This window comes from Thermobispora bispora DSM 43833, from assembly GCF_000092645.1.
GTDB lineage: Bacteria > Actinomycetota > Actinomycetes > Streptosporangiales > Streptosporangiaceae > Thermobispora > Thermobispora bispora.
The window spans coordinates 400531-427076 of record NC_014165.1 but is presented as its reverse complement, the minus strand read 5'-3'; the positions used below and the strand labels follow the sequence as shown (position 1 = coordinate 427076).

27 protein-coding genes and 2 tRNA genes are annotated in these 26546 nt (G+C 72.0%); 10 read left to right on the top strand and 19 right to left on the bottom strand.

Features of this window, described 5'->3' with window-relative positions; translation table 11 throughout:
• The first annotated feature begins 339 nt into the window (after nt 1-339).
• The 5 genes from TBIS_RS01905 (at nt 340) to TBIS_RS01885 (ending at nt 5769) form a co-directional block, all read left to right on the top strand.
• Nucleotides 340-1143 carry an SAM-dependent methyltransferase gene (locus TBIS_RS01905; protein WP_050760401.1) on the top strand — a complete coding sequence of 268 codons (804 nt, stop codon included), beginning with the start codon at nt 340-342 and terminating at the stop codon, nt 1141-1143.
• A gap of 508 nt (nt 1144-1651) precedes the next feature.
• Complete coding sequence (locus TBIS_RS01900) at nt 1652-2452, top strand: SAM-dependent methyltransferase (protein ID WP_013130640.1); 801 nt, start codon at nt 1652-1654, stop codon at nt 2450-2452.
• A 320-nt stretch (nt 2453-2772) separates the two neighbouring features.
• The gene (locus TBIS_RS01895; RefSeq protein ID WP_013130639.1) at nt 2773-3573 is read left to right on the top strand and encodes an SAM-dependent methyltransferase; all 801 of its coding nucleotides are present in this window, start codon (nt 2773-2775) and stop codon (nt 3571-3573) included.
• Nucleotides 3574-3869: 296 nt separating this feature from the next.
• Nucleotides 3870-4670: an SAM-dependent methyltransferase gene (locus TBIS_RS01890; RefSeq protein ID WP_013130638.1), complete on the top strand. Its 801-nt coding sequence runs from the start codon at nt 3870-3872 to the stop codon at nt 4668-4670.
• Nucleotides 4671-4968: 298 nt separating this feature from the next.
• Nucleotides 4969-5769, top strand: coding sequence for an SAM-dependent methyltransferase (locus TBIS_RS01885; RefSeq protein ID WP_013130637.1), 801 nt, complete (start codon nt 4969-4971; stop codon nt 5767-5769).
• Between the two features lie 40 nt (nt 5770-5809).
• Here TBIS_RS01885 and TBIS_RS01880 read toward each other — a convergent pair whose 3' ends face one another.
• From TBIS_RS01880 to TBIS_RS01850, 7 genes are all read right to left on the bottom strand, one after another.
• Nucleotides 5810-6640 carry a metal ABC transporter permease gene (locus TBIS_RS01880; RefSeq protein ID WP_013130636.1) on the bottom strand — a complete coding sequence of 277 codons (831 nt, stop codon included), beginning with the start codon at nt 6638-6640 and terminating at the stop codon, nt 5810-5812.
• A complete protein-coding gene (locus tag TBIS_RS01875) occupies nt 6637-7509 on the bottom strand; it encodes a metal ABC transporter permease (protein ID WP_013130635.1) in 873 nt (290 codons plus the stop codon). The genes TBIS_RS01880 and TBIS_RS01875 overlap by 4 nt, the downstream gene beginning before the upstream one ends.
• Entirely contained in the window at nt 7506-8276 is a 771-nt protein-coding gene (locus TBIS_RS01870; RefSeq protein ID WP_013130634.1) for a metal ABC transporter ATP-binding protein, read from the bottom strand. Before TBIS_RS01870 ends, TBIS_RS01875 begins: the two co-directional genes overlap by 4 nt.
• Entirely contained in the window at nt 8273-9202 is a 930-nt protein-coding gene (locus tag TBIS_RS01865) for a metal ABC transporter substrate-binding protein (protein ID WP_013130633.1), read from the bottom strand. Before TBIS_RS01865 ends, TBIS_RS01870 begins: the two co-directional genes overlap by 4 nt.
• Nucleotides 9203-9553: 351 nt before the next feature.
• Nucleotides 9554-10324: a DUF72 domain-containing protein gene (locus TBIS_RS01860; protein ID WP_013130632.1), complete on the bottom strand. Its 771-nt coding sequence runs from the start codon at nt 10322-10324 to the stop codon at nt 9554-9556.
• A 96-nt stretch (nt 10325-10420) separates the two neighbouring features.
• A complete protein-coding gene (gene lipB / locus TBIS_RS01855; RefSeq protein WP_013130631.1) occupies nt 10421-11059 on the bottom strand; it encodes a lipoyl(octanoyl) transferase LipB in 639 nt (212 codons plus the stop codon).
• 113 nt (nt 11060-11172) lie between these two features.
• Nucleotides 11173-11382, bottom strand: coding sequence for a PspC domain-containing protein (locus TBIS_RS01850; protein WP_050760608.1), 210 nt, complete (start codon nt 11380-11382; stop codon nt 11173-11175).
• Between the two features lie 210 nt (nt 11383-11592).
• Between TBIS_RS01850 and TBIS_RS01845 the strand changes: the two genes are divergently transcribed.
• A complete protein-coding gene (locus tag TBIS_RS01845) occupies nt 11593-12171 on the top strand; it encodes an LURP-one-related family protein (protein WP_013130629.1) in 579 nt (192 codons plus the stop codon).
• Nucleotides 12172-12382: 211 nt separating this feature from the next.
• Here TBIS_RS01845 and TBIS_RS01840 read toward each other — a convergent pair whose 3' ends face one another.
• The 3 genes from TBIS_RS01840 to deoC form a co-directional block, all read right to left on the bottom strand.
• Nucleotides 12383-13249 carry an aldehyde dehydrogenase family protein gene (locus TBIS_RS01840; RefSeq protein WP_013130628.1) on the bottom strand — a complete coding sequence of 289 codons (867 nt, stop codon included), beginning with the start codon at nt 13247-13249 and terminating at the stop codon, nt 12383-12385.
• Between the two features lie 170 nt (nt 13250-13419).
• The gene (locus TBIS_RS01835) at nt 13420-14856 is read right to left on the bottom strand and encodes an aldehyde dehydrogenase family protein (RefSeq protein ID WP_013130627.1); all 1437 of its coding nucleotides are present in this window, start codon (nt 14854-14856) and stop codon (nt 13420-13422) included.
• 4 nt (nt 14857-14860) lie between these two features.
• Complete coding sequence (gene deoC, locus TBIS_RS01830) at nt 14861-15802, bottom strand: deoxyribose-phosphate aldolase (protein ID WP_013130626.1); 942 nt, start codon at nt 15800-15802, stop codon at nt 14861-14863.
• Between the two features lie 519 nt (nt 15803-16321).
• Here deoC and TBIS_RS01825 point away from each other — a divergent pair.
• Both TBIS_RS01825 and TBIS_RS20005 read left to right on the top strand, forming a co-directional pair.
• Nucleotides 16322-16507 (top strand): hypothetical protein, encoded by a 186-nt coding sequence (locus TBIS_RS01825; RefSeq protein ID WP_013130625.1) that lies wholly within the window; start codon nt 16322-16324, stop codon nt 16505-16507.
• A gap of 164 nt (nt 16508-16671) precedes the next feature.
• Entirely contained in the window at nt 16672-19581 is a 2910-nt protein-coding gene (locus TBIS_RS20005; protein WP_280938081.1) for an AAA family ATPase, read from the top strand.
• 95 nt (nt 19582-19676) lie between these two features.
• On the opposite strand, the gene TBIS_RS01815 is transcribed toward TBIS_RS20005, so the two are convergent.
• The 9 genes from TBIS_RS01815 to TBIS_RS01775 all read right to left on the bottom strand — a co-directional run bounded on the left by TBIS_RS01815 (nt 19677) and on the right by TBIS_RS01775 (nt 24224).
• Nucleotides 19677-20234 carry a TMEM165/GDT1 family protein gene (locus TBIS_RS01815; RefSeq protein WP_013130623.1) on the bottom strand — a complete coding sequence of 186 codons (558 nt, stop codon included), beginning with the start codon at nt 20232-20234 and terminating at the stop codon, nt 19677-19679.
• Nucleotides 20235-20479: 245 nt separating this feature from the next.
• Complete coding sequence (locus TBIS_RS01810) at nt 20480-21529, bottom strand: UDP-N-acetylmuramate dehydrogenase (protein WP_013130622.1); 1050 nt, start codon at nt 21527-21529, stop codon at nt 20480-20482.
• A 74-nt stretch (nt 21530-21603) separates the two neighbouring features.
• Nucleotides 21604-22032, bottom strand: a complete 429-nt coding sequence (locus TBIS_RS01805) for a MaoC family dehydratase (RefSeq protein ID WP_013130621.1) — start codon at nt 22030-22032, stop codon at nt 21604-21606.
• A gap of 2 nt (nt 22033-22034) precedes the next feature.
• Nucleotides 22035-22484, bottom strand: coding sequence for a MaoC family dehydratase N-terminal domain-containing protein (locus tag TBIS_RS01800; RefSeq protein ID WP_013130620.1), 450 nt, complete (start codon nt 22482-22484; stop codon nt 22035-22037).
• A gap of 387 nt (nt 22485-22871) precedes the next feature.
• On the bottom strand, nt 22872-23036 hold the full coding sequence (gene rpmG, locus TBIS_RS01795; protein ID WP_013130619.1) for a 50S ribosomal protein L33: 165 nt from the start codon (nt 23034-23036) through the stop codon (nt 22872-22874).
• Nucleotides 23037-23118: 82 nt separating this feature from the next.
• Nucleotides 23119-23191, bottom strand: a tRNA-Met gene (locus tag TBIS_RS01790).
• Between the two features lie 155 nt (nt 23192-23346).
• Nucleotides 23347-23419 (bottom strand) — tRNA-Thr (locus TBIS_RS01785).
• 86 nt (nt 23420-23505) lie between these two features.
• The gene (locus TBIS_RS01780; RefSeq protein WP_013130618.1) at nt 23506-23952 is read right to left on the bottom strand and encodes a hypothetical protein; all 447 of its coding nucleotides are present in this window, start codon (nt 23950-23952) and stop codon (nt 23506-23508) included.
• A gap of 62 nt (nt 23953-24014) precedes the next feature.
• Nucleotides 24015-24224: a hypothetical protein gene (locus tag TBIS_RS01775; RefSeq protein ID WP_013130617.1), complete on the bottom strand. Its 210-nt coding sequence runs from the start codon at nt 24222-24224 to the stop codon at nt 24015-24017.
• 514 nt (nt 24225-24738) lie between these two features.
• Between TBIS_RS01775 and TBIS_RS01770 the strand changes: the two genes are divergently transcribed.
• Nucleotides 24739-25083: an STAS domain-containing protein gene (locus tag TBIS_RS01770; RefSeq protein ID WP_158306165.1), complete on the top strand. Its 345-nt coding sequence runs from the start codon at nt 24739-24741 to the stop codon at nt 25081-25083.
• Nucleotides 25084-25362: 279 nt separating this feature from the next.
• Nucleotides 25363-26508 (top strand): glycoside hydrolase family 12 protein, encoded by a 1146-nt coding sequence (locus TBIS_RS01765; protein ID WP_242384296.1) that lies wholly within the window; start codon nt 25363-25365, stop codon nt 26506-26508.
• Nucleotides 26509-26546 lie beyond the last annotated feature (38 nt).

Sequence of the window (26546 nt, the reverse complement as noted above, 5' to 3'; positions counted from 1 at the left end):
CGCCGGGCCGGTCGCCTGATCTCGCGCCTGGCGAGTCCGGCGATCTCCTCGCGGTACGGCCGAGCTCGGCGAGCACGGCGGCGGCGTGCACGCCGACCGCGGGCATGAGGCCCATGCGTGGCTCCAGACCGGCGAACGGGATCGGGAGCGGCGGAGCGCGGATCGGGCCGCAGGGGTGCCGACCTCACGCCGGCGGTCTCGGTCGCGCATCACCACTCCCCGCCGTACGGCGCGCCGATCCGTTGCGAAGCGCTGACAGCGGGGACAAATGATCATTAAAGTGAAAGGACCGCTGTTGTCGCCGCATTCGACATCGCACTGCTCCCGATGGGGTGCCGCATGGAGAACGCGCCGCAGATCGACCCGACCGTGCCCAGCCCGGCCCGCATCTACGACTACCTGCTCGGCGGCAAGGACAACTTCCCCGCCGACCGTGAGGCGGCGGAGAACCTGCTGCGGCTCTCCCCCAACCTCAAAGAGGGGGCCCAGGCGAACCGGCGCTTCCTGATCCGCGCCGTGGAGTACATGACCCAGCAGGGCATCCGGCAGTTCCTCGACATCGGCGCCGGCCTGCCCACCCAGGAGAACGTCCACCAGGTGGCCCTGCGGCACGCCCCGGATTCGCGCGTGGTCTACGTGGACAACGACCCGATCGTCCTGACGCACGCCCGCGCGCTCCTCGCCGATGAGAAGCGCGTGGTCGCCGTCGAAGGCGACCTGCGCCGGCCGGAGAGCATCCTCGACAACCCCGAGGTCACACAGCACATCGACTTCGGCCAGCCGGTGGGCCTGCTCCTCGTCGCCGTCCTCCACTTCATCCCGGACGAGGCCGCCTACCCCGCGGTCGCCAAGCTGCGCGACCGGCTCGCCCCGGGGAGCCATCTGGTGATCAGCCACGGCTCCGTCTCCCGCGACCTCAACGAAGACGTGATCGAAAAGGGCAAGGAGATTTACGCCCGATCGTCGGCCGGCATGGCGATCCCACGGTCACGGGAGGAGATCCTGCGGTTCTTCGACGGGTTCGAGCTCGTCGAGCCCGGCCTAGTCCCCTGGCCCGACGACTGGCGCCCGCGAGAAGACGAGGTACGGCTCCCCCGGCTCCCGGGCGTCGACAGCTACGCCGGCGTCGGCATCCTCCGATGATCGGCGCTCGCGCTCACCGGGTGGCCCGGCCGTCGAGGCCGGTACCGGCGGCGCCCGAAGCCGGATCCACCCCGCCCTGGTGATCAGCCGCGCCTCCGCTCCGGCCGCGGTGACCGCTGTGCCACGGCCGGGACCCTCCGCTGACCGGCGGCCCGGCCGCGGCCCGATGCACCCGGCCGCCATTCCGGACGGCCGGGCCCGCGTTCCGGACGCCGGCCGGGCGTGACGGCCCCAGGGACCGCCTCGGCGGAGGGTGATATCGGGCATCGCACCCCGCGGAAAACGGGCACGCGGTTTCGGTCACCGATGCGGCGCCCGTACCAGAGCGCGTATCGGGCGAGCAACGAGGCACCGTGTGAGGATTTGGAACGTTTTGCCACGTCTGGACGGCATCTGGCGCCGCCATCGGCACCCCGGCTGAAACACACGCTCACCGGCGAGCCATGGCTATCGGGAAATCCGATGGCTAGAGTTAAAGATCATCATTACTCGCCGACGGGGTGTGACGATGGATAAGGTCCCGCCGAAAATCGACCCGACCGTGCCCAGCCCGGCCCGGATCTACGACTACCTGCTCGGAGGCAAGGACAACTTCGCCTCCGACCGCGCGGCCGCCGAGAAGGTTCTGCAGCTCTCCCCCAACGCCCGCGAGGTGGCCCGGGCGAACCGGCGCTTCCTCATCCGCGCCGTGGAGTACATGACCCAGCAGGGGATCCGCCAGTTCCTCGACATCGGCACCGGCCTGCCCACCCAGGAGAACGTCCACCAGGTCGCGCTGCGGCACGCCCCGGATTCGCGCGTGGTCTACGTGGACAACGACCCGATCGTGCTCGTGCACGCCCGCGCGCTCCTCGCCGATGAGAAGCGCGTGGTCGCCGTCGAAGGCGACCTGCGCCGGCCGGAGAGCATCCTCGACAACCCCCAGGTCACGAAGCACATCGACCTCGGCCAGCCGGTGGGCCTGCTCCTCGTCGCCGTCCTCCACTTCATCCCGGACGAGGCCGCCTACCCCGCGGTCGCCAAGCTGCGCGACCGGCTCGCCCCCGGCAGCCACCTGGCGATCAGCCACATCTCCGCCGAGGATCTGGACGAGAAGACCGTCCAGGAGGGCAAGCAGGTCTACGCCAAGTCGTCGGCCGGCGCGCTGGTCCCGCGGTCGCGCGGCGACATCCAGCGGTTCTTCGGTGAGTACGGGCTCGTCGAGCCCGGCCTGGTCTGGCCGGACGACTGGCGCCGGACGGAGGGCGAGGACCGGATCCCGCGGATGCAGGGCAGTGACTGCTACGCCGGGGTCGCGATCGTCCGCTGACCCGCCGTTCGACCTGGGCCCGGTGAGCGCCGCGGCCCGGAGCGAGCTTCGCGCGCCCTCCGCCGGGCCTCCGCGCGGAGGGCGGCCCCGCGGCCCCGGGCGGACCGCACGGTCTCCGGCCGTGGCGGCTCCGGCCGTGGCGGCGCTCAGCGAAGGGCTCGGTCCGGTCCCGGTGAACGGCGGAGCCCGGGCGATGGCTCCAGAGGCCGCCCGCCGGTTACGGCGCTCCTCGGCTGCGGCCCGGACCTCGGCACGGCCCGCGATCGGCAAGAACCGCTACCTGTTCAAGATCATCAAAGCTCGCCGTCAGAGTGTGACACATGGACAAGTTTCCGCAGGGGGTCGACCCCAACGTGCCGAGCCCGGCACGCATCTACGACTACCTGCTCGGAGGCAAGGACAACTTCGCCGTCGATCGCGCGGCCGCCGAGAAGATCTTGGAGCACGCCCCCAACGCCAAGGAGGCGGCCCAGGCGAACCGGCGTTTCCTCATCCGCGCCGTGGAGTACCTGGCCGACCAGGGCATCCGCCAGTTCCTCGACATCGGGGCCGGCCTGCCCACCCAGGAGAACGTCCACGAGGTCGCACTCCGCAAGGCCCCCGGCTCCCGGATCGTCTACGTCGACAACGACCCCATCGTGCTCGCCCACGCCCGCGCGCTCCTCGCCTGCGACGCGCAGACGATCGCGGTGGCGGGCGACCTGCGCGAACCCGAGAGCATCCTCGACAACCCCGAGGTCACCGCGCACCTCGACTTCAACGAGCCGGTCGGCCTGATCCTCGTCGCCATCCTCCACTTCATCCCCGATGAGGCCGCCTACCCCGCGGTCGCCAAGCTGCGCGACCGCCTCGCCCCCGGCAGCCACCTGGTGATCAGTCATGCCTCCATGGGCCAGATCGATGAGAAGGGGCTGGCGGAGGTGAAGCAGATCTACGCCAGGTCCTCCGCCGGATCGGCGATCCCACGGACGCGCGAGGAGATCGAGCGGTTCTTCGACGGATTCGAGGTCGTCGAGCCCGGCCTCGTCTGGGTGGAGGACTGGCGCCCGCGGGACGACGAGGTCAAGCTGCCGCGGCTTCCCGGCGTGGACGGCTACGCGGGGGTCGGGATCCTCCGCTGATCGGCGACGCCTCCCTGAGCGGCCCGGCGCACCGGGACCGACGCCGGCCGTACCGCACCCGTGACGGTCGTCGCCCACCGCCGGACCGGCGGGGAGCGGCGCCCGCGCCGCCCCGGGCCGAGGGATCCGGCACCACGCGGGGCGGCGGCTCAGGTGGGCGCCGGCGCACCGGTGAGATCGCCGACCGGCGTCCGCCGCCACCTTGTGCGAACCACCGCACCCCTGGCAGAGCACTGCTAAACCGGAAACGATCGCCAGAATTTGAAGATCATCAGCGCTCGTCGATGGGGTGTGCCATGGAACAGGTTCCGCCGGGCATCGACCCCGACGTGCCCAGCGCGGCCCGCATCTACGACTTCTTCCTCGGGGGAAAGGAGAACTTCGCCGTCGATCGCGCGGTCGCGCAGAAGCTGCTGGAGCTCTCGCCCAATATCAAGGAGAGCGCGCGAGCGAATCGGCGTTTCCTCGTCCGCGCGGTGGAGTACCTGGCCGACCAGGGCATCCGCCAGTTCCTCGACATCGGCGCGGGCCTGCCCACCCAGGAGAACGTCCACGAGGTCGCACTCCGCAAGGCCCCCGATTCCCGGATCGTCTACGTCGACAACGACCCCATCGTGCTCGCCCACGCCCGCGCGCTCCTCGCCTGTAACGCGCAGACGATCGCGGTGGCGGGCGACCTGCGCGAACCCGAGAGCATCCTCGACAACCCCGAGGTCACCGCGCACCTCGACTTCAACGAGCCGGTCGGCCTGCTACTGGTCTCCATCCTCCACTTCATCCCGGACGAGGCCGCCTACCCCGCGGTCGCCAAGCTGCGCGACCGGCTCGCCCCCGGCAGCCACCTGGTGATCAGCCACGTCTCGGCCGGTGACCTCGACGAGAGGACGCTCGAGAAAGGCAGGCGGATCTACACCCAGTCCCAGGCCGGCGTGGCGGTCCCGCGGTCCCGGGAGGACATCGCGCGGTTCTTCGACGGATTCGAGCTCGTCGAGCCGGGCCTGGTCCGGATCAGGGAATGGCGCCCGCGGAAGGACGAGGTCATCATGCCGGGACTTCCCGGCGTGGGCGGCTTCGCCGGGGTCGGGGTCCTCCGCTGACCGCCGCTCCCGCGACGCCGGCCCACCGGCGTACCGGCCGGTGCGCCATCCGATCACGCCTCGCCCGCCCCGCCGTACGGCGCCGCCGTACGGGCCACGGCGAAGGGCGGGCACCCGGCGGCCGGAGGGCGTCGATGGTCAGGCCGCGGCGGCCGCGCGCCGCCCGGCCCACCACGGCCTGGGCGGTCGATGGCGGGCTCATCGGGAATCCGTGACCGAATGCGGCGAACCCAGTGACCAAGGGGACGAATGCTCGTTACAGTCAATGATCATCGATGCTCGCCGACGTGATGTGATCATGGAGAAGATCCCACCGGGAATCGACCCCAGCGTGCCCAGCCCGGCCCGCATCTACGACTACCTGCTGGGCGGCAAGGACAACTTCGCCTCCGACCGGGAGGCCGCGGCAAAGCTCATCCAGGCCGCCCCCAACGCTCAGGAAGAGGTCCGGGCGAACCGGCGCTTCCTGATCCGCGCCGTGGAGTACCTGGCCGACCAGGGCATCCGCCAGTTCCTCGACATCGGCACCGGCCTGCCCACCCAGGAGAACGTCCACGAGGTCGCACTCCGCAAGGCCCCCGATTCCCGGATCGTCTACGTCGACAACGACCCGATCGTGCTGGCACACGCCCGGGCCCTGCTCGGCCGCAACCCGCAGGTGGCCGTGGCGCAGGGCGACCTGCGCGAGCCGGAGAGCATCCTCGACAACCCCGAGGTCACGGAGCACCTCGACTTCAACGAGCCGGTCGGCCTGCTGCTGGTCGCCATCCTCCACTTCCTCCCGGACGAGGCCGCCTACCCCGCGGTCGCCAAGCTGCGCGACCGCCTCGCCCCCGGCAGCCACCTGGTGATCAGCCACGGCTCCGCGGGCCGGCTCGATGACAAGGGGGTCGCCGCGATAAGGCGGGTCTACGCCCGGTCCTCGGCCGGGGAGGCGGTCGCCCGGACGCGGGAGGAGATCCTGCGGTTCTTCGAGGGGTGCGAGCTCGTCGAGCCCGGCGTGGTGACGGTCGACGAGTGGCGGCCACGCGAGGGGGAGCCGGTGCGCACCCGGACCGAGGGTGCCGTGGTCTACGGCGGGGTCGGCGTCGTCGGCTGATCACCGGGTCCGCTCCCCGGCGCTCGGCCGGGGGCGTGCGTCACAGCGGCCGGGCCGCCGCCCGCCGTCGCACCAGGGCGGCACCGTGCGAGCCGAGGAAGACCAGGCCGAACACGACGCCGACGAGCAGGGCGATCGAGGCCCCGGCCGCGACGTTCCACACGGTCGACAGCCACACCCCGGCGACCCCGCACGAGACGCCGATCGCCGCCGAGATCGGGAAGAGCAGCGCGTACCGGTCGGTGAGCAGCCGCGCGGTCGCGGCGGGCCCCACGAGCAGGGCGACGGTGAGGATGACGCCGAGCGCGGGCACGGTCGCCACCACGGTCACCACGACCGCGGCGAGCAGGATGAAGTCGATCAGCGCGGTGCGCAGGCCGAGGGCGGCCGCCCCCACGGGGTCGAACGCGGTGATCAGCAGCTCCCGGCGGAAAACGACCAGCAGGAGGGTCACCGCGGCCGCGATGCCGGCGGTGATCGCCAGGTCCCGCGCGCTCACCGCGAGGATGTCGCCGACCGTGTACGCGGTCAGGTCCTTGGCGAAGCCGTCCTGGGCGGAGACCAGGACCACCCCGAGGGCGAACCCGCCGGCGAGCGCGATGCCGGTGGCCGCGGTGAAGTCCTGGCCGCGCACCCGGGAGAAGAGCACCACGGCGAGGGTGATGAGCAGGCCGAACACACCCCCGCCGAGGTAGAGGTCGGCCCCGAGCAGCGCCGCGATCACGATCCCCGGGAAGGTGGCGTGGGTGAGCGCCATGGTGAAGAACGGCAGCCGCCGGATGAGCACGTGCACCCCGACCACGCCGCCGAGCGCCCCCACGAGCACGGCCTCGGCCAGCGCCCGGTGCACGCTCGAGTCGAACCAGGTCATTGCACGGCCTCCAGCCCGGTGCGCGCCCGGCCGAGCCGTACCCGCCGCCGGACCAGCCCGGCGGCCTGGGCGAGGCCGTACATGGCGACGAGGACGAGCACCACGGTCCCGCCGGAGGCGAGGCGGAGCCCGTACCCGATCGAGGCCTCCCAGCTCACCACGAGCCCGAGCCACCCGCCGGCCGCGCCGATCAGGCAGGCGAGCGGCACGATGACCGTGAGCCGGTCGGAGAGGACCCGGGCGGCGGCGGCCGGGACGATCAGCAGCGCGATGACGAGGACCATGCCGACCGCGCGCACGGCCGCGACCACGGTCAGCGCGACCGCGACGTTGACCACGAGGTCGAGCAGGCCCACCCGGACCCCGGCCGCCTCGGCCCCCACCGGGTCGAAGGCGCGGAGCAGGAGCGGCCGCCGCAGTGCGGCGAGCAGCGCGATGACCACGGCCGCCACGGCCGCGGTCTGCCAGAGCTGCTCGGGGGTCACGGTGAGCACCCGGCCGAAGAGGAACGCGGTCAGGTCGGAGGCGTAGCCGGACCGCCGGGAGACCAGCACCACGCCGGCCGCGAAGAGCGTGGTGAGCAGCAGGGCGAGCGCGGCGTCCTGCGCCACCCGGCGGGTGAGCAGGGTGAGCAGCGCCGCGGTGGCGATCCCGGCGGCGAGCGCGCCCCAGAACACGCCGTCCTCCCCGGCGAGCAGGTAGCCGGCGACCACACCGGGAAAGATCGTGTGGCTGAGCGCGTCGCTGAGGAAGGCGAGCCGGCGGAGCAGCACCACGACCCCGACCGTGCCGCCGAGCACGCCGAGGATGATCAGCTCGGCGAGCGCCCGGGCCATGAACGGCGTTTGAAAGGGCTCGATGAGGCTCATGTCTGCCCCACGATCACGCGGTCGCCGCGCAGCTCCAGCGCCCGCCCGCCGTACGTGGCGCGCAGCCGCTCCGGGGTGAGCACCTCGCCGGTGGGGCCGAAGCCGAACTGGTGCCGGTTGATCAGGCACACCTCCTCGCAGGCGAGGTGCGCGATCGCGAGGTCGTGGGTGCTCACCACCACCGCGGTCCCCTGCGCCTTCAGCCCGGCGAGCGCCTCGAGGAGCGCGTGCTGGCTGACCGCGTCGACGCCGTTGAACGGCTCGTCGAGCAGCAGCAGCCGGGGCCGGGCGGCGATCGCCCGGGCGAGGAGCACGCGCTGGCGCTGGCCCCCGGAGAGGGTGCCGAACCGGTCACGCGCCCGGTCGGCGAGGCCCACGGCCTCGAGCGCGGCCGCCACCTCCTCCCGGTCGGCCCGGGACGCCCGGCGGAACCGGCCCATCCACCGGTAGCGGCCCATCAGCACCACCTGCTCGACCGAGATGGGGAAGTCGGGGTCGAGGGTGTCGGCCTGGGGCACGTACGCCACGTGGCGGCGGGCCTGGGCGGGCGGCCCGCCGAGCACCTCGATCCGGCCGCGGACCACGGGGACCATGCCGAGGACGGCCTTGATCAGCGTGGACTTGCCCGCGCCGTTGGGGCCGATCAGGGCGACGGACTCGCCCGGGTTCACGGTGCCCGTGACGTCCTCGAGCACCGGGACGTCCCCGTAGGCGACGCTCACCCGGTCGAGGATCAGCGCGGGCGTGGACGGCGGTCGCTCGGTCATGTGGCCGCACCCCCGAGAGCGGCGACGATCGTGTCGGTGTTGTGCCGCATCATCTGCAGGTAGGTCGCTCCGGCCGAGCCCTCCGGTCCGAGGGAGTCGCCGTACAGGGCGTCCTCACCGGCCACGACCCGCACCCCCGCCTCCCGGCCGATGGCCTCGGCCGTCTTCGGCGGAAGCGATGCCTCGGAGAATATCGCGGTCACACCGGCAGCCTTGATCCTGGCGACCAGGTCGGTGATCTGCTTGGCGGACAGCTCGGCCGAGGTGTCGAAGCTGGGGATGACCGAGCCGACCACGGTGAGCCCGTAACGGTCGGCGTAGTACCCGAACGTGTCGTGGTCGGTGACGAGCTTGCGCCGGTCCTCCGGGATGGACTGGATCTTCTTCTCGATCTCCGCGTCGAGCTCGTCGAGCCGGGCCTGGTAGGCGGCGAGGTTCTGCTCGTAGACGGCGGCGTTGGCGGCATCGGCCGCGGCGAAGGCGCGCGCGATGTTCGCCGCCATGGTCTTCGCGTTGCGGGGGTCGTGCCAGATGTGCGGGTCGGCGCTCGCCCCCTCCCCGGTGCGGAGCCGTACGCCCTGGGAGGCATCGACCAGGGTGCCGCGGAACCCGGAGGCCTCGATCGCCTGGTCCAGCCACTTCTCGAAGCCCACCCCGTTCTTCACCACGACGTCGGCCTCGGCGAGCATCCGCATGTCGAGCGGGGTCGGCTCGTAGTCGTGGGGGTCCACGTTCGGCTTGAGGAGCCCGTGCACCCGCACCTTGTCCCCGCCGATGTTCGCCGCGAAGTCGGCGACCTGGGTGGTGGTGGCCACCACGTTCAGCCGCGATCCGTCGGCGGACGGCGGCCCGCTCGCGCCGCCGCAGGCCACGGCGGTCAGGACGAGCAGGGCGATGCACAGCGACCGGGAGATGAGCGACAGCACGGTGGTTCCTTAGGCCGGAGGGCTGAGAAGGGCCATACGGGACATCTGACGCCATCCTCCGGCAAATGAAAATGATTGTCAAATTCATTCTCTTTGCCGTGTTCCCGGCGGCGCTCGTCCCGCCCGGGCGCGGCGCGGGCCCGCACGGCGGTCGGCACCCCGGCCTCCCGCGGCGGTCAGCGCCCGTTCGCGCGCGACGGTCAGCACTCTGGTCCCGCACGCCCGGCTCACCCGCACGGTACGGCCCGCGGGGATGTCCCACGGGCAGCCCGCGGGGATGTCCCAGGCAGAGGGTACGGCAGGCCGGCCCCTGACCGAGCCGGAACGCCGTGGCGGCGCGGCCGCCGAGGGTCAGACCGGGCTCGCCGCCGGCGGTCGTTCCGGCAGTCTCGCCCGGGTCACCGCGTACCCGGCGGCCCGGGCGTACCCGGCGAAGTCGATCGCGTTCCGCACCGCGGCCCCGCCGGGGTCGTTGTTGAAGTACACGTACGCGTCGGCGACGCCGCCGAGCCGGTCGACCCACGAGCGGAGCGCCCGCTCCCCGTAGTGCGGCCAGTCGCGGCCCGCCCCCTCGTGGAAGCGCAGGTAGACCCAGTCCGTGGTGCGCCACAGCGGGCCCACCGGCCGCCCGAGTCGGTCGGCCCAGCAGAGCGCGGCGCCGTACCCGGTGAGCAGGTCCCGGACCTCGCCGCTCCACCACGACGCATGCCGGGGCTCGACCGCGATCCGGACGCCGTCCGGGAACCGGGCGAGGCAGCGCCGGAGCCGCTCGGGCTCGGCCTCGAGGGTGGGCGGGAGCTGAAGCAGGATCGGGCCGAGCTTGCCGCCGAGGCCGGCCGCCACCCCCATCAGCCGGTCGACCGGCTCCTCCGGGTCCTTGAGCCGCTTGATGTGGGTGAGGAACCGGCTCGCCTTCACCGCCATCACGAAGTCGGCGGGCGTCCGCTCCCGCCACGCCTCGAACGTCTCCCGCTTCGGCAGCCGGTAGAAGGCGTTGTTGTTCTCGACCGTGGCGAACGCCTCGGCGTACCGCTCCAGCCACAGCCGCCGGGGCACGCCGGGATAGAGCAGCCCGGACCAGGAGTCGTACTGCCATCCCGAGGTTCCGACGAGGATCGGCATGCCCCTTCCCTCCTCGGCGGCCGCGGCCGGCGGCCGGGGTTCACCGTCCTCCCTACCCGGCCTGGGCGGCCGGTCACGTCCCCGGGGCGGGCGCGATCAGGAGGCCTCGAACACCTCGGCGACCACCCGGCGGGTCTCCTCCATCGAGGCGTGGCCGAGCTCCCGGAGGATGGAGGTCATCTCCACGTCGGGCATGCCGCACGGCACGGCGAGGGTCCACGGGGTGAGGTCGCCGTCCACGTTGAGGGCGAAACCGTGGCTGGTGACCGAGCGGCTGGAGCGCATGCCGATCGAGACGATCTTCCGGTTGGTGTTCGTGGTCCACACCCCGGTGAGCAGCTCGGAGCCCGGGGGCGTGTCCCGCCGCTCGGCCGGCACGCCGAGCCTGCGGAGGGCCTCGACCAGCCGGAGCTCGACCTCGCGGATGTAGTCGACGATGCCCTCCCCCGGCCGGAGCCGGACGATCAGGTAGCCGACGAGCTGGCCCGGGCCGTGATAGGTGAGCTGCCCGCCCCGGTTCGTCGGCACCACGGGGATGCCGAACGACGGGTCGGGCAGGTGCTCGGCCCGGGTCCGCTTGCCCACGGTGAACACCGGGGGGTGGCTGAGGAGCCAGAGCGTGTCGGGCCGCTCGTCCTTCTGCCGCTCCTCGACCATGGCGGCCATGCGCTCCATGGCCTTCTCGTACTCGACCAGATCGTCCTGGATGAGCGCCAGGGGCCTTGGCTGGAACATCGCGTCACCTCTTCGCCTGTCGAGGATATGGCGGCGTGTCGAGGATACGGCGCGGCCCTGCCCCCGGCACCCCCCGGTCAAGCGGCCCCGGCACCCCGATCAGCGGCGCCCGGTCACCAGTGGCGGCCGTGGTACGGCGGAGCGTACGTGGGCGGGGCCTTCGGCAGCAGGATCCACAGGAGCAGGTAGATGACGAACTGCGGCCCGGGGAGGATGCAGGAGAGGAGGAAGAGCAGCCGGACCGTGGTCGGCCTCATGCCGAAGCGCTCCGCGATGCCGCCGCACACCCCCGCGATGATCTTGTGCTCTCTCGACCGGTACACCACGGAAACCCCCTTCACCACCGGCCGGTGTGGACGTTCACCCAGGTCAACGAGGGGTGGGGCGCGGGCCGTTCCTGCGGTGACCCTGAGATGACCCTGATTTCCGGATCAGGGATGCCCGGTGATCCCGGATCAGGGGCCACCAACAGTGATCTTCGTCGCCTTTCCGGGCATATAGGGTGACGGCTGAATTCCCCGACGGAGTCACGCATGGAGCTCGCTGCACTTCAGGAGCAGACCCGGCTGCTACTGCGCCAGAAGATCACCGTGATGGTGAATCAGTACACGGTCCACCTCGCCGAGCCGGACGGCACGCCCGGGCCCGTGGTCGCGTTCGCCGAGCAGAAACGGCTCGCCCTCAAGGAGCAGGTGACCGTCTACACCGACGAGTCGCGCTCGCGGGTCCTCACCGGCTTCAAGGCGCGCACCGTCGTCGACTTCGCCGGCGAGTACGACGTGGTGGACGAGGCCGGGAAGCCGATCGGGAAGTTCTGGAAGCGCGGGATGCGCTCCCTGCTCCGCTCCACCTGGCACCTGCAGCAGCCGGGCCTGCCCACGCTCACCGGGCAGGAGCGCAACCCGGTCGTGGCGGTGCTGCGGCGCTTCGTGGACGCGCTCTCCTGGCTGCCGTACCACTTCGACTTCAGCATCGGCGCGTCGATCGCGTTCTCCGTCGACAGCCGGTGGGGCATCCGGGACACCTACCTGATCAACGTCCGCGACCCGCGCCTGGACCGGCGGCTCGTCATCGCCATGGCGATCGCCCTCGACGCGCTCGAGGGGCGGTGATCGGCCGGGGCCGGTGAGCGGGGCCCACCGGCCCGGGATCGGCCCGGCACCGCCCGGCGGCGGGTTCCGGCGGCCTGGATCACGCGCGCGGCGGCCGCAGACCCAGGGCGCCCACCCCTGGAACGGGTCCGGCGCTCATCGGCGCGGGTACGGACGCCCTCCGCCGGCGCGGGCGGCCACGGCAGGCCCGGACGCCCACCGCCGGGGCAGGTCAGGCGCCCATCGGGTGCCACACGGTCTTGATCTCGAGGAAGGCGGCCATGCGCTCGATCCCCGGATCGGCCGACCAGTCGATCGGCATGGCCGGCGGGCGCAGCACCCGCTTGAGGTTCTCGGCCGCGAGCTCCTCACAGCGGACCGCGAGCTCCGGCCCGGCCCCGGTGAGGTCGATGGCGTTCACGTCCATGTGCCCGGCGAGCCAGGGGGCGAGCTCCTCCGTGGAGCCGGTGAGGATGTTCACCACCCCGCCCGGCAGGTCGGAGGTGGCGAGCACCTCGGCGAAGGTGATCGCCGGCAGCGGGGCCCGCTCCGCGGCGACCACCACGCAGGTGTTGCCGGTCACGATCACCGGGGCGATCACGCTCACCAGCGCGAGGAGCGACGCCGTCTGCGGGGCGATCACGGCGACCACCCCGGCCGGCTCCGGCGACGACAGGTTGAAGTACGGCCCGGCGACCGGGTTGGCCGAGCCGAGCACCGCGGCGATCTTGTCCGACCAGCCCGCGTACCAGACGAGCCGGTCCACCGCGGCGTCCACCAGCTCCCCGGCCCGCTCGAGGTCGATCCCCTCGAGGGCGGCCGTCTCCGCGGCGAACTGCGCCCGGCGGCCCTCGAGCATCTCGGCGGCGCGGTAGATGATCTGCCCCCGGTTGTACGGCGTCGCGCCCCACCAGCCGGGGAACGCCTTCCGGGCGGCCACCACCGCGTCCCGGGCGTCCTTGCGCGAGGCCTTCGCCGCGTTCGCCAGGAACTCACCGGAGGAGGAGTGCACCACGTACGACCTTCCGCTCTCCGAACGCGGGAACGCCCCGCCGATGAACAGCTTGTACGTCTTCCGTACCGCCAGGCGCTCAGTCATCGAAGGTTCCAATCTGCAGCGGACGCGCGGGACGGTCGGTGTGGCCGCACCGGCAGACCCCGCCCCGGTGGGCGTACCGGCCGCGCCACACCGCGAGCCGGGGGTAGCGATGGACGCGCGGGAAAGTGACGCCGCCCCCGCCGCGGATCAGGCGGCGGCGACGGGGATCATCACAACGCAAGGTACTCCTCCAGACCGTGCCGACCACCTTCGCGGCCGTAACCCGACTCCTTGTACCCGCCGAACGGCGACGCCGGGTCGAACCGGTTGTACGTGTTCGACCAGACCACCCCGGCGCGGAGCCGGGACGCCATCCACAGCATGAGCGAGCCCTTCTCCGTCCACACCCCAGCGGAGAGGCCGTACGGCGTGTTGTTCGCCTTCTCCACCGCCTCGGCGGGGGTGCGGAACGTGAGCACGGAGAGCACCGGGCCGAAGATCTCCTCCCGCGCGATGCGGTGCGACTGCGCCACGTTGGTGAACACCGTCGGCGGGAACCAGTACCCCCGGTCCGGGAGCGTGCACGGCGGCGACCACCGCTCGGCGCCCTCCGCCTCCCCGGACTCGGCGAGCTCACGGATCTTGGCGAGCTGCTCGGCCGAGTTGATCGCGCCGATGTCGGTGTTCTTGTCGAGCGGGTCGCCGACCCGGAGCAGGGCGATCCGCCGCTTGAGCGCCTCGATCAGCTCATCGGCGATCGACTCCTGGACGAGCAGCCGGGACCCCGCGCAGCACACGTGGCCCTGGTTGAAGAAGATGCCGTTGACGATCCCCTCGACCGCCTGGTCGATGGGCGCGTCGTCGAACACGATGTTGGCGGCCTTGCCCCCGAGCTCCAGGGTGAGCCGCTTGCCCGTCCCCGCCACGGCCTTGGCGATGAGCTTGCCGACCTCGGTCGAGCCGGTGAACGCGACCTTGTCCACGCCGGGGTGGCGCACCAGCGCCGCTCCGGTCTCCCCGGCACCGGTGACGATGTTGACCACGCCGGGGGGCAGGTCGGCCTGCCGGCAGATGTCGGCGAAGGCGAGCGCGGTGAGCGGGGTGGTCTCGGCGGGCTTGAGCACGACCGTGTTGCCGCAGGCGAGCGCGGGGGCGACCTTCCACGCCAGCATGAGCAGCGGGAAGTTCCATGGGATCACCTGCCCGGCCACGCCGATGGGCCGGGGCTCCCTCCCGGGCCGGCCGAGCCCGGCGTAGGCGAGCTTGTCCGCCCAGCCCGCGTAGTAGAAGAAGTGGGCTGCGACCAGCGGCAGGTCCACGTCGCGCGACTCGCGGATCGGCTTGCCGTTGTCGAGGGTCTCCAGCACGGCGAGCTCGCGCGCTCGTTCCTGGATGATCCGGGCGATCCGGAAGAGGTACTTCGCCCGTTCGGCGCCGCGCATCGCCGACCAGGTGACGAACGCCTTGCGCGCGGTCTCGACCGCCCGGTCCACGTCGGCCTCGTCCGCCCAGGCGATCTCGGACAACGGCTCCTCGGTGGCCGGGTTGACGGTCGGGTGCCGCTCCTCGGAGTGGGGTTCGACCCACTCCCCGTTGATGAACAAGCCGTACGACGGCTGGATATCGACGATGTCCCGCGATTCGGGCGCGGGCGCGTACTCGAACATGGCGTCAGTCCAGGGTGAAGTAGTCGGGGCCTGCGTACCGGCCGGTGGCCAGCTTCTGGCGCTGCATCAGCAGATCGTTCAGGAGCGACGAGGCGCCCAGCCGGAACCACTCGGGGTCGAGCCAGTCGGGGCCGGCGGTCTCGTTCACCAGCACGAGGTACTTGATGGCGTCCTTGGTGGTCCGGATGCCACCCGCCGGCTTCACCCCGACCCGGCGCCCGGTGGCCTTCAGGTAGCCGCGCACCGCCTCCAGCATGATCAGGGTCACGGCGGGCGTGGCGGCCGGCGACACCTTGCCGGTCGAGGTCTTGATGAAGTCCGCCCCGGCGAGCATGGCGAGCCAGGAGGCCCGCCGGACGTTGTCGTACGTGGCGAGCTCGCCGGTCTCCAGGATCACCTTCAGGTGCGCGCGTCCGGCGCACGCCGCCTTCACCGCCGCGATCTCCTCGTACACCTTGAGGTAGTCGCCGGCGAGGAAGGCGCCCCGGTCGATCACCATGTCCACTTCGGACGCGCCGGCGGCGACCGCGTACTCGGTCTCCGCCACCTTCACATTGAGCGAGGATCGCCCGCTCGGAAACGCCGTTGCGACCGAGGCCACCTTCACCCCCGTGCCCTGCAGCGCCGCCACGGCCACCGGGACCAGGTCCGGGTAGACGCAGACGGCGGCGACGGAGGGGGCGTCCGGGTCGGAGGGGTCGGGCCGTACCGCCTTCGCGCACATCGCCCGCACCTTGCCCGGGGTGTCCGCGCCCTCGAGCGTGGTGAGGTCGAGCATGCGGATGGCGAGGTCGATGGCGTGCTTCTTCGCCGTGGTCTTGATCGATCGCGTGCCGAGCATCGCGGCCCTGGCCTCCGCGCCCACCCGGTCCACGCCGGGCAGGCCGTGCAGGAACGCCCGCAGGGACGCGTTGGATGCGGCGACCTCCGCAAGCGGAGCAGTCATGGTTGACACGCAACCAGCATTGCCGACCCGGAGGGGCGTGTCCAAACCCGCCCGCTCCAGGGGTATCGGACGTCCCGTCCGCCGACTGCGGATCTGCGCCCCTGCCGGCCCGTAACGGACGCCGGACCGCCGCCGCGTGGCGGAGGCCCGCCGGCGGGGGCGTCTCCCACGGCGCGTACCCCTTCGGGACGTGTCCACCGCGCCGGAGTCGGTGCGGGGGCCGCGGACGCGGACCGCGTCCTCCGCGGGCGTGTCCACCGCCCTGCCCGCCGCGGGATCCGGGACGCCGAGCCGCCGCCGGGTGCCTGAGGCCGGACCGCCGCCGCCTTAGGCCGCACGGGGCCGGTCCGTCCTCCTTAGGGCGGGTCCTAAGCCCATCGGCCGACCCGGAATGGGCCGAAGTTACGGCATTTGCCCGATGTGGCGGTGGCCTCCTTAGCCGGACGCTGGATTCCGTGGGGAACGCGGGCCCGCCCCACGGAAAAGCGCACCCCAAGCGACGGACAGGAAGGATTTCACATGTTTCCCGAGCTTCAGTACCAGCTCGTGCTCATGCACATGGACGAGCTCCGGGATGAGGCGCTCGGCGAGGCCCGCGCCCGCAAGGCGCGGAGGTCCCGCAAGCGGAACGAGGACGAGGAGGCCGAACCGGTCGGGCGGCGGCGCGCGCCGCGCATCGCGCTGCGCGGACGGCAGTGGTCATGACCCGGTCCACGGCGCCCGGCCGGTTCCTCCCTCCCGGCCGGGCCGGACGGCCTCCGTGACCCCGCCAGCCCCGCGCCCGCCCCGGGTGGCGTTGCCGCAGGTCAGGCCGCGGATATCGAAAATGCGCGCGAATTCTGTCGGACGGGCGTGAGATGCTTGTCCCCATGACGCGCCGACCGGTGAGCCCAGCATTCGTGGGACGGGATGCGGAGCTGGAGAGCCTCCGTGACGCGTTCGACCAGGCACGCAAGCGGGCGACCACCACCGTGCTGATCGGCGGCGAGGCCGGCGTGGGCAAGACCCGGCTGCTCGCCCGGTTCGCCGAAGAGGCCGGGCTGGACGGCGCCCATGTGCTCATCGGCGGCTGCGTGGAGCTCTCGGCCGAAGGCCTCGCCTACGCCCCGTTCATCGCGGTGCTGCGGCAGCTCGTGCGCGAGCTGAGCGCGGCCGAGGTGACCGCCCTGCTCCCGGACGGCGCCGCGCGCGACCTCGCCCGGCTCCTCCCCGAGTTCGGGGAGCCGAACGCGGACGGCGACACCGAGTCGGCCCGCATCCGGCTCTTCGAGCTGATCCTCATCCTCGTCGAACGGCTGGCCGAGCGGCGGCCGGTGCTCCTGGCGATCGAGGACGTCCACTGGGCCGACCGGTCGAGCCGGGACCTCATCGCGTTCCTCAGCCGCAACCTCACCGCCGCGCCGGTCCTCATGGTCCTGACCTACCGGTCCGACGAGCTCCACCGGACGCACCCGCTGCGCCCGGTCCTCGCCGAGCTCGGCCGGCTCGGCAGCGTGGTCCGGATCGAGCTCCCCCGGTTCACCCGGCACGAGGTCGCCCTGCAGGTGGCGGGCATCCTCGGCACCACCCCGGAGTACGACCGGGTCACCACGATCTTCGAACGATCCGGCGGGATCCCGCTCTTCGTCGAGGCCCTGCTCGAGGCCGGGGAGGACTGCGCCGTCCCCGAATCGCTCCACGACCTCATCCTCCGCCCGGTGGATCGGCTGCCCGAGCGGACCCAGCAGGTGCTCCGGATCGCCGCGGCCGGCGGGGTCCGGGTCGGCCACGACCTGCTCGCCGCGGTGAGCGGCCTCTCCGACGCCGAGCTGGAGGACGCGCTCCGCCCCGCCATCGCCGCCAACGTCCTCCAGGTCGCCGACGGGCGGGCGTACGCCTTCCGGCACGCGCTCATCCGCGAGGCCGTCCACGACGAGCTGCTCCCCGGGGAGCACGCCCGGCTGCACGCGCGGTACGCGGAGGAGATCGGCAACGACCACGCGCTCGTCCCGCCGGGCCGCGCCGCCTTCGAGATCGCCCACCACTGGTACGCCGCCCGGAACGACCTGTGGGCGCTCATCTCCGCCTGGGAGGCGGCCGAGGCGGCGCACCGGTCCTTCGCGTACACCGAGCAGGCCCAGTTCCTCGACCGGGTGCTCGCCCTCTGGGACAAGGTCCCGGACGCGGCCGAGCGGATCGGGGCCGACCACGTCGGCGTGCTGGAACGTGCCGCGGAGGCGGCCTTCGTCTCCGGCGACATGGAGCGCGGGCTGCGGTACGTGAAGGCGGCGCTCGCCGAGCTCGACGAGAAGACCGCGCCGGAGCGGGTGGCCGAGCTGCTGGTACGCCGGGCGAACATCAACTTCCAGCGGGGGCGGCCCGGCGCGCTCGACGATCTCCGGCGCGCCGAACGGCTCGTCCCCGAGCCGAGCGACACGCGGACCACGGTCCTGCTCCGGCTCGGCTACGTGCTCCTGCTCAACGGCCAGGTGACCGAGGGGACGAAGGCGACCCAGGAGGCCCTCGAGATCGCCCGCCGGAAGGGCGATGAGCGCAACGAGGCCGACCTGGTGCTGAACCTCTCCCTCGGCCACTGGCTCGCCGGGGACCTGGAACAGGCCCGCGTGCTCGACGATCGGGCGATCAGCCTGGGCAAGCGGCTGAACTTCCCGCTCGTCGTGCTGCGCGCGCTCGCCAACAAGATCGACACGCTCGACAACCTGGGCCGGTCGGAGGAGGCGGTGGCGCTCGCCGACGAGGGCGAGCGGCTCGCCCGGCAGTACGGCCGGTACCGCCACCAGGGAGTGTTCATCGCGAACAACCGCGCCGAGGCCCTGGTCTCGCTCGGGCGGTGGGACGAGGCGGTCGAGGTGGTCGAGCGCGCCCTGGCGATGGACCCGGCGCCCCGGGTGCGGGCGCACTGCCTCCGGGTGCGGACCGACATCGCGATCGCCCGCGGCGAGCAGGACGTCGCCCGGGCCGGCCTCGCGGAGCTGCGCGCGCTGACCGACGTGCAGGCGGAGGGGGTCCAGGAGCTGGCGAACAACACGCGCCTGCTGATCTGCTGGCACCTGCTCATGGGCGAGCCGCTGCGCGCCATCGAGGTGGCCGAGCGGCTGTTCGACGCCCCGCTGCGGAACAAACCCCTGCTGGCGTGGCGGCTCTCCGCGACGATCAGGTACGCCTGCGAGGCCGCCGCCGCGGTCGCCCCCGAGCGGGCCGCCGCGCTGCGCGCCAGGGTGGCGGAGCTGAGCTACGGAGACCGGCCCGTGGAGGGTCACGGGCCGGTCTGCGAGGCGTACCGGCACGTGGCCCGCGGGTCGTTCGACACGGCGGCCGAGATGTGGCGGAGGCTCAACCGCCCGTACGAGCGGGCGCTGGCCCTGGTGCACGCCGCCCAGACCGTGGTGGCGTCGGGGGACCGGGAGGGGGTGGCCGTGCGGTTGCGCGAGGCCCACCCGATCGCCACCCAGCTCGGCGCCGCCCCGCTGGCCGCCCGGATCGAGACCCTCGCCCGCCGCCACCAGATCCCGCTCGGCCGCCCGGGGACGGCCCGCGCGGGAAGCGCGGGCCCGGGGACGGCCGGCGCGGGGAGCGCGGGGGGCGTTGCGCTGACCCCGCGGGAGCGGGAGGTGCTCCGGCTGGTGGCGGCCGGCCGGACGAACCGGGAGATCGCCGCGGAGCTGTTCATCTCCGCCAAGACGGTGAGCGTGCACGTCTCGAACATCCTCGCCAAGCTGGGCGCCGCCACCCGGGGCGAGGCGGCGGCCGCGGCCCATCGGCTCTCACTGCTCGACTGACGCGCCCCGCGGCGCTCTGCTCGAGAGGCCGGCGGGACGGCTGTCTCCTCGCCGTTCTCGGCCCGTCTCCTCGCCGCCATCGGCCGGAGGGCGAGCTACCCGATCAGCAGCAGCACCCCGAACACCGCGAACGCCGCGGCCGCGCCGTACTTGATCCACTTCTCGGGGAGGGCGGTGCCGAGGTAGCGGCCGACGAGGATGGCGACGGCGTCCGCGGCGACCATGCCGAGCGTCGAGCCGATCCAGGTGCCGAACCAGCCGTGCTGGGTGGCGAGCGTGATGGTGGCGAGCATGGTCTTGTCGCCGAGCTCGCTGAGGAAGAACGCCACGGTGACCGCGATCAGGGCGTTGCGGGTCACGGTGGCCGCCTTGCTCTTCTCCTCCTCGCTGAGCTCGTCCCCGCGGAGCGTCCACAGGGCGAAGCCGAGGAACGCGAGCCCCGCGATGACCGAGATGAGGCCCTCGGGGAGCGCGTCGCCGACCGCGCGGCCGAACACGACGCTCACCAGGTGGACGAGGAGCGTGGCGAGGGTGATGCCGGTGAGAACGGTGAGTGCCCTGAACCGGGTCGCGAAGGTCATGGCCATGAGCTGGCTCTTGTCGCCCAGCTCGGCCACGAAGATCACTGCCAGAGAGGTCCAGAAGGCCTGCACGCGAGACGCCTTTCGACTCGGGCGTCTGCCGGGCCGTTCCCCGCGCCCTGAGGCGGTCGGACTTCCGGCCCGGCAGCACGAACGTACGGCTGTCGGGCCGAAGGTCTCGTCCGCCACATGGGCTTCACGACCGGGCCGGAACCCCTCTGGGCTCAGGCCAGTATGTCGATCGGTGAATTCCGGACTACTCCCCTTCGGGCTTCAACTACCTTACCGGCCCGCACGGCCCGGTCGGGCGGTTACGTTCACAGCGAAATCCCGACCATCACCGGCTCGTTGACGAGCTCCACCCCGAACTTCTCCTGCACGCCGGCCCGGATCTCCCGGGCGAGCGCGAGCACCTCGCGCGCCGTGGCCTCGCCCGACGGGTTGGTGATGGCGAGCGTGTGCTTGGTGGAGATCCGCGCCCGGCCCCGCGCGTAGCCCTTGGGGAACCCCGCGTTCTCGATCAGCCACGCGGCCGGGACCTTCACCGTCCCGTCCGGCATGTCCCACCGCGGGAAGCCCGGGGCGCGCAGCTCAAGCTCGGCCGCCTGCTCGCGGGTGAGGATCGGGTTGGTGAAGAACGACCCGGCGCTCCGGGTGTCCGGGTCCCCGGGGTCGAGGACCATGCCCTTGCGCCGCCGCAGCTCGAGCACCGCGGCGCGGACCTCGGCGAGCGGCGCGCGCTCCCCCTGCTCCACGCCGAGCGCGGCGGCGAGCTCCCGGTAGGCGATGGGCGTTGAGAGCCGGGACCGGGTGAGCGCGTAGCTCACGCTCAGCACGACGTACCGGCCCGGATCCTCCTTGAACAGGCTGTGCCGGTACCCGAACCGGCACTCCTCCGGGGTGAGCACGGTGGTCGCCCCGGCCCGCCGGTCGTACACCCGGACCGAGGTGATCGTCTGGGCGACCTCCTGGCCGTACGCGCCGACGTTCTGGATCGGGGTGGCCCCGGCCAGGCCGGGGATGCCGGAGAGGCACTCGATGCCGGCCAGGCCCTCGGCCACGCACCGGGCGACCAGCGCGTCCCAGTCCTCCCCGGCCTCGGCGGTCACCACCACGCGCTCGCCCTCGGCCGAGACGGCCACGCCCCGGCTGCGCACGCGGACGACCAGCCCGGCGAACCCCTCGTCGGCCACGACGAGGTTGCTCCCGCCGCCGAGCACCAGCACCGGCTCGCCGTCCCGGTCGGCGCCGGCGACCAGCCCGATGAGCTCCTCGGCCGAGCCGGCCTCCGCGAACGCCCGGGCCGGGCCGCCCACCCGCAACGTCGTGTACGGCGCGAGCCGTACCCCTGCCAACCGGTCGGTCATGCGTCCCCTCGTCGGTCGTCTCGCGGGACCGGCCGCCTCGGCGGTCCCGGGCGATCAGGATAGTGAGCCGCCGGTCAGGCGAGCCGGACCACGGCACGCGCCTTGGACAGCACCCGGCTCCCGTTCGACGTGGCGGTGAGCGCCACCACGACCCGGTTGTCCGGCAGCTTCTCCTCGATCCGCCCGCTCACCGTGACGGTCGCGCCCTCCTCGTCGTCGGGGACCACGACCATGGAGGAGAACCGGACGCCGTACTCCACCACGGCCGCCGGGTCGCCCGCCCAGTCGGTGAGGAACCGGCCGCCCTGGGCCATGGTGTACATGCCGTGCGCGATGACGTCGGGGAGGCCGACCGACTTGGCGTAGCGCTCGTTCCAGTGGATCGGGTTGAAGTCGCCCGACGCGCCGGCGTACTTGACCAGGTCCAGCCGGCGGACCCGGTAGCCGGCGGCCGGGATCTCCTGGCCGACCTCGACCTCGTCGTACTTGACCTTGGCAGTCATCGTCAGGCCGCCCCCTCGCGCTCGACCAGCATGCAGTAGGCCCGGCAGACCGGCTCCCCGTCGACCGTGGTGATGTCGCTCCGCAGGGTCACGAACTCGTTCCGGCCGACGCTGCGGATCTCGGTGATCGTGGTGGTGGTGAGCAGCCGGTCCCCCGCGTAGATCGGGCGGTCGTACTCGAACCGCTGCTCACCGTGGACGACCATGGCGTAGTTCAGCCCGAGCTCGGGGTCGCTGAGCACCTTGCCCGCCTCCGCGAGGCTGAACACGATCGGGAAGGTCGGCGGCGCGACCACGTCCGGGTGCCCGGCCGCGATGGCGGCCTCCCGGTCGTGGTAGATCGGGTTCATGTCGCCGATCGCCTCGGCGAACTCTTTGATCTTGACGCGGCTGACCTCGTAAGGGGCGGAGGACTTGCCGGACCGCCCGATGAAATCACGGTTCAACGCCATCAGGCCGTGCTCCTTCGCGGCTGAACAGCTGTCGAGCCGACGGTAACAGCACCCGCGGCCGGGCGGTGTCCCGCAGCGCCGGGCGTCCCGGGTTCCCATGACCCCCGGAGGCCCGCCGGTCAGGTTCCCGGTGCATCCCCTCCCCGAAGCCGGCGGCGGTGCGGTCGCCGTACCCGGGGACCATCGGCCGCCGTGTGGGGGCGCGACGCGAGGCCGAGCCGCGAAGCGAGGCCGGAAGGCGTCCATGGCGCGCCGGCCCGCTCAACCGGACCGGAAGAAGCCGCTCGAACGTGCCCAGAAACGACTAACCGGCGCTCCCGCCCAGGAACGCCGGTCCATCGTGGCACACGATCGTGGAACCGCAAGCGCGAGTTCGCGACCCCGTGATCAGCGAGTCTCGCGGTGCACGCGGTGGGTCTTGCAGTTGGGGCAGTACTTCTTCAGCTCGAGCCGGTCGGGGTCGTTCCGACGGTTCTTCCGCGTGATGTAGTTGCGGTGCTTGCACTCCTGGCAGGCCAGCGTGATCTTCGGCCTAACGTCGGTGGAAGCCACGTGGGAGTGCCTTTCTCGGTCTGGGAACTACGGACACAAACCAGGCCGGGACCGCGGTCTCGCGGTGGCCCGGCGTGGATAGTAGCGGAGGCCGGACTTGAACCGGCGACACAGCGATTATGAGCCGCTTGCTCTGCCGACTGAGCTACTCCGCCTTGACCGGTATGACAGGGACCGGCGTGCTCAGGATACCCGATCGGTACCGGCGTTCGCGTATCGCACCGGTCTGCGTGATCGGGACCCAGGGGGAGATCCCTGCCACGCCAAAAGCCCCATCCGAGCTCTCCCGCCCGGATAGGACTTCGCCCAGAGCCCCCAAACGGAATCGAACCGTTGACCTTCTCCTTACCATGGAGACGCTCTGCCGACTGAGCTATAGGGGCCTGTCGCATCCGCGGTGTCCGCGGTGGACACCACATACGATACACACCCTCCGGGGCGGATGCGAAATCGAATCGGGGACTTTTCCTCACTCGCCGGGGATGGGCAGCCGCCCGGTCAGGTCCGCCCGTTTCCGCTGATCGTCCGGGAGCCGCGCCGTCACCGCGTACCTGCTGAAATAGCCCTTCCCGCGCACCGGAACGACCGCGCCGAGGGTCACCGTGGCGTCGTACGGAGCGTCCCCGCACTCGGGCAGGCACCACATCCCGGAGAGCTTGCCCCGCCCGACGGCCCGGGTGGGCCCCCAGCTCTGCCAGGTCACCGCGTTGATCGTGGTGAACTCGGAGAGCACCAGATCGCGCGGGCGCTGTTCGGCCCGGCCCTCCTCGGCGCCGTAGAAGTTGAGCACGTAGACCTGCGGCCGGGCGGTCGTGGGGGTCTCCCGGTGAGAGGCGCAGGCGGTCAGACCGAGACCGAGCATCGACACGGCCAGCGTCGCCCGGTACATCAGGCACGCGGTGAGCGGCAGGCGCATCGTTCCCCCTCAGTGGTCTCGTTGCCCGGCGCGGAGGGGGTTACGCCGTGCGGCGGTGCCGGCTACCGGACCGCGGTCTGCGTGTCGTCGCGCCGGACCGGGAGCGGGATCACCTCACACAGGTCGGCCAGATCAACATACTGGGCCACCTCCTCCACGGACAGGCAGTCGGCGACGAAGTCGCCGTACCGCTGGACGCGGAGGACCTGCCTGCCGCCGATGCGGGCCGGCACGATCTCATAACCGTCTGGTCCGATCCATCGGCTGCGCATGGCCCACAAGCTATCGCGAATCCCATGGTCACCACACATCCCCGGGGTATCGACGCTCACTTGTGACCGGCGGACGGCCGTCCCCGCGGCCCGAGCGGCCCACGGTCCCCACCCCCGCTCACGGCGGCGCTGCCTTTGCGGCCACCCTCCGCTTGGCTCCGGGGCCACCGGGTAGGGCCTGCGCCGGCTCGAACCGGCCGCGGCCTGGGACGATGCGCCATCACGGCGTGCCGGGGCACACCGGTCCAGGGCTCCGGACCCGGCGCGCGATCGGCGGGCGAATGCCCGAAGTGCACCGCCGAATATTCGACGGCGAATTACGTACGGAATGACCGCTGCCGGTCACCTGCAATGCGCGCTACCGAGGGTAAACACTGTTACCCTCGATGGAAGAAAACTTGTCGCGCGTTGACAATTGGCTGAATAGTTCGTCCCACTAAGTGCATTTCGGACGGCCTCGGGGGAGGCGAGCCATCGACCGCGACCAGGGCGAGACGACAGGGAGAGCACGGTGGTGACGTGGACCATACACACGCCCGGCTCTACTCAGTGGACGGTGCTGAGCCTGCGCGGTGAGCTGGACCTCTACGCGGTGGACGAGCTGCGCCGTCCCGTGCTCACGGCGATCGCGGCCCACGGCCCCTGGCTCGCCGTCGACCTCACCGCGGTGAACTTCATCGACACCACCGGCCTCGGCATGCTCGTCCGCCTGCTCAACAAGCTGCGGGAGAAGAACGGCGACCTGGCGCTCATCGGCCCGCGCGGCCAGGTCAAGCGGATCCTGCAGTGGACCAATCTCAACCGGCTCTTCCCGGTTTTCGACTCGGCCGCCGCCATCCCGGAGCCCGCCCGGAATTGATCCGCCCACCGGCCCTGGCCCGGGGAGAAATCCGTACCGAAACGAATTCCATTCGTACGCCATAAGGGATCCGGACCACGGATCCGGCGCATCGGAATCCCGCCGCCGGCCACCCGAAGGCCGGAACGGTCCGGCGAATCACCGGCAACGGGTCAATCGGCGCGCACCCCTGAAAGATTCACCTGATGACGCGCTGTTCCCCCTGGTCACGACGGTCGTGCCGGGCATGACGGGAATCGACCCATGCGCCCCGCCGCGGCCCCTGTCATGGTCCATGCCATGAGCATGCGACGGTTCCTCGCCGGGCTGACCGTGCTCGGCTCGGTCGCCGCCTCGCTCGTCATCGCCACCTCGGCGGCGCAGGCGGACACCGTGATCTGCGAGAAGTGGGGCACCACCACCATCCAAGGCGGCAAGTACGTCGTCCAGAACAACAACTGGGGCAGCGACATCCAGCAGTGCATCACCGTGACCGACACCGGCTTCACGGTGAGCCAGGCGAACCACAACAAGCCCACCAACGGGGCACCCGGCGCGTACCCGTCCGTCTTCGCCGGCTGCCACTACGGCACCTGCTCCTCGGGGAGCCGGCTCCCCATGCAGGCGACCGACAGCCTGTTCGACACCATCCGGACCAGCGTGCGGATGACCTACCCGAGCTCGGGGGTCTACAACGCCTCGTACGACCTGTGGTTCGACCCGACCCCGCGCACCGACGGGCAGAACACCGGCGCCGAGATCATGGTCTGGCTCAACCGGGTCGGCTCGATCCAGCCGATCGGCTCCCGGGTCGACACGGTGAACCTCGCCGGCGCCACCTGGGAGGTCTGGTACGGCAACACCGGCTGGAACGTCATCTCGTACGTGCGCACCACCCCGGTCGACTCGATCAGCTTCGCGGTGCGCGAGTTCTTCGATGACGCGGTGCGCCGCGGGTACGCCCAGCGGTCGTGGTACCTCACCAGCGTGCAGGCCGGGTTCGAGCCGTGGGTCGGCGGCACCGGGCTCACCGTGAACGAGTTCTCCTACAGCGTCGGCGGCTCCGATCCCACCGAGCCGAGCCCGCCGGTCACCACCTCGCCGCCGGCGAGCCCGCCGCCCGGCGGCGCCGCGTGCCGGGTCGCCTACCGCAAGAACGAGTGGCTGGGCGGGTTCACCGCCGACGTCACCGTCACCAACACCGGCTCGTCCGCGATCAACGGGTGGAACCTGACCTTCACCTTCCCCAGCGGCCAGCGGGTGACCAACGGCTGGAACGCCACGATCTCCCAGAGCGGCGCCACGGTGACCGCGCAGAACATGTCGTACAACGCGAGCATCCCGCCGGGCGGGTCCGTGTCGTTCGGGTTCCAGGGCACCTGGACCGGGTCGAACGGCGATCCGGCGGACTTCACCCTCAACGGCACCCGGTGCCAGACCGCCTGACCACGCCGTGCCCTGATCGCTGAGGTCCACGGCGGGCG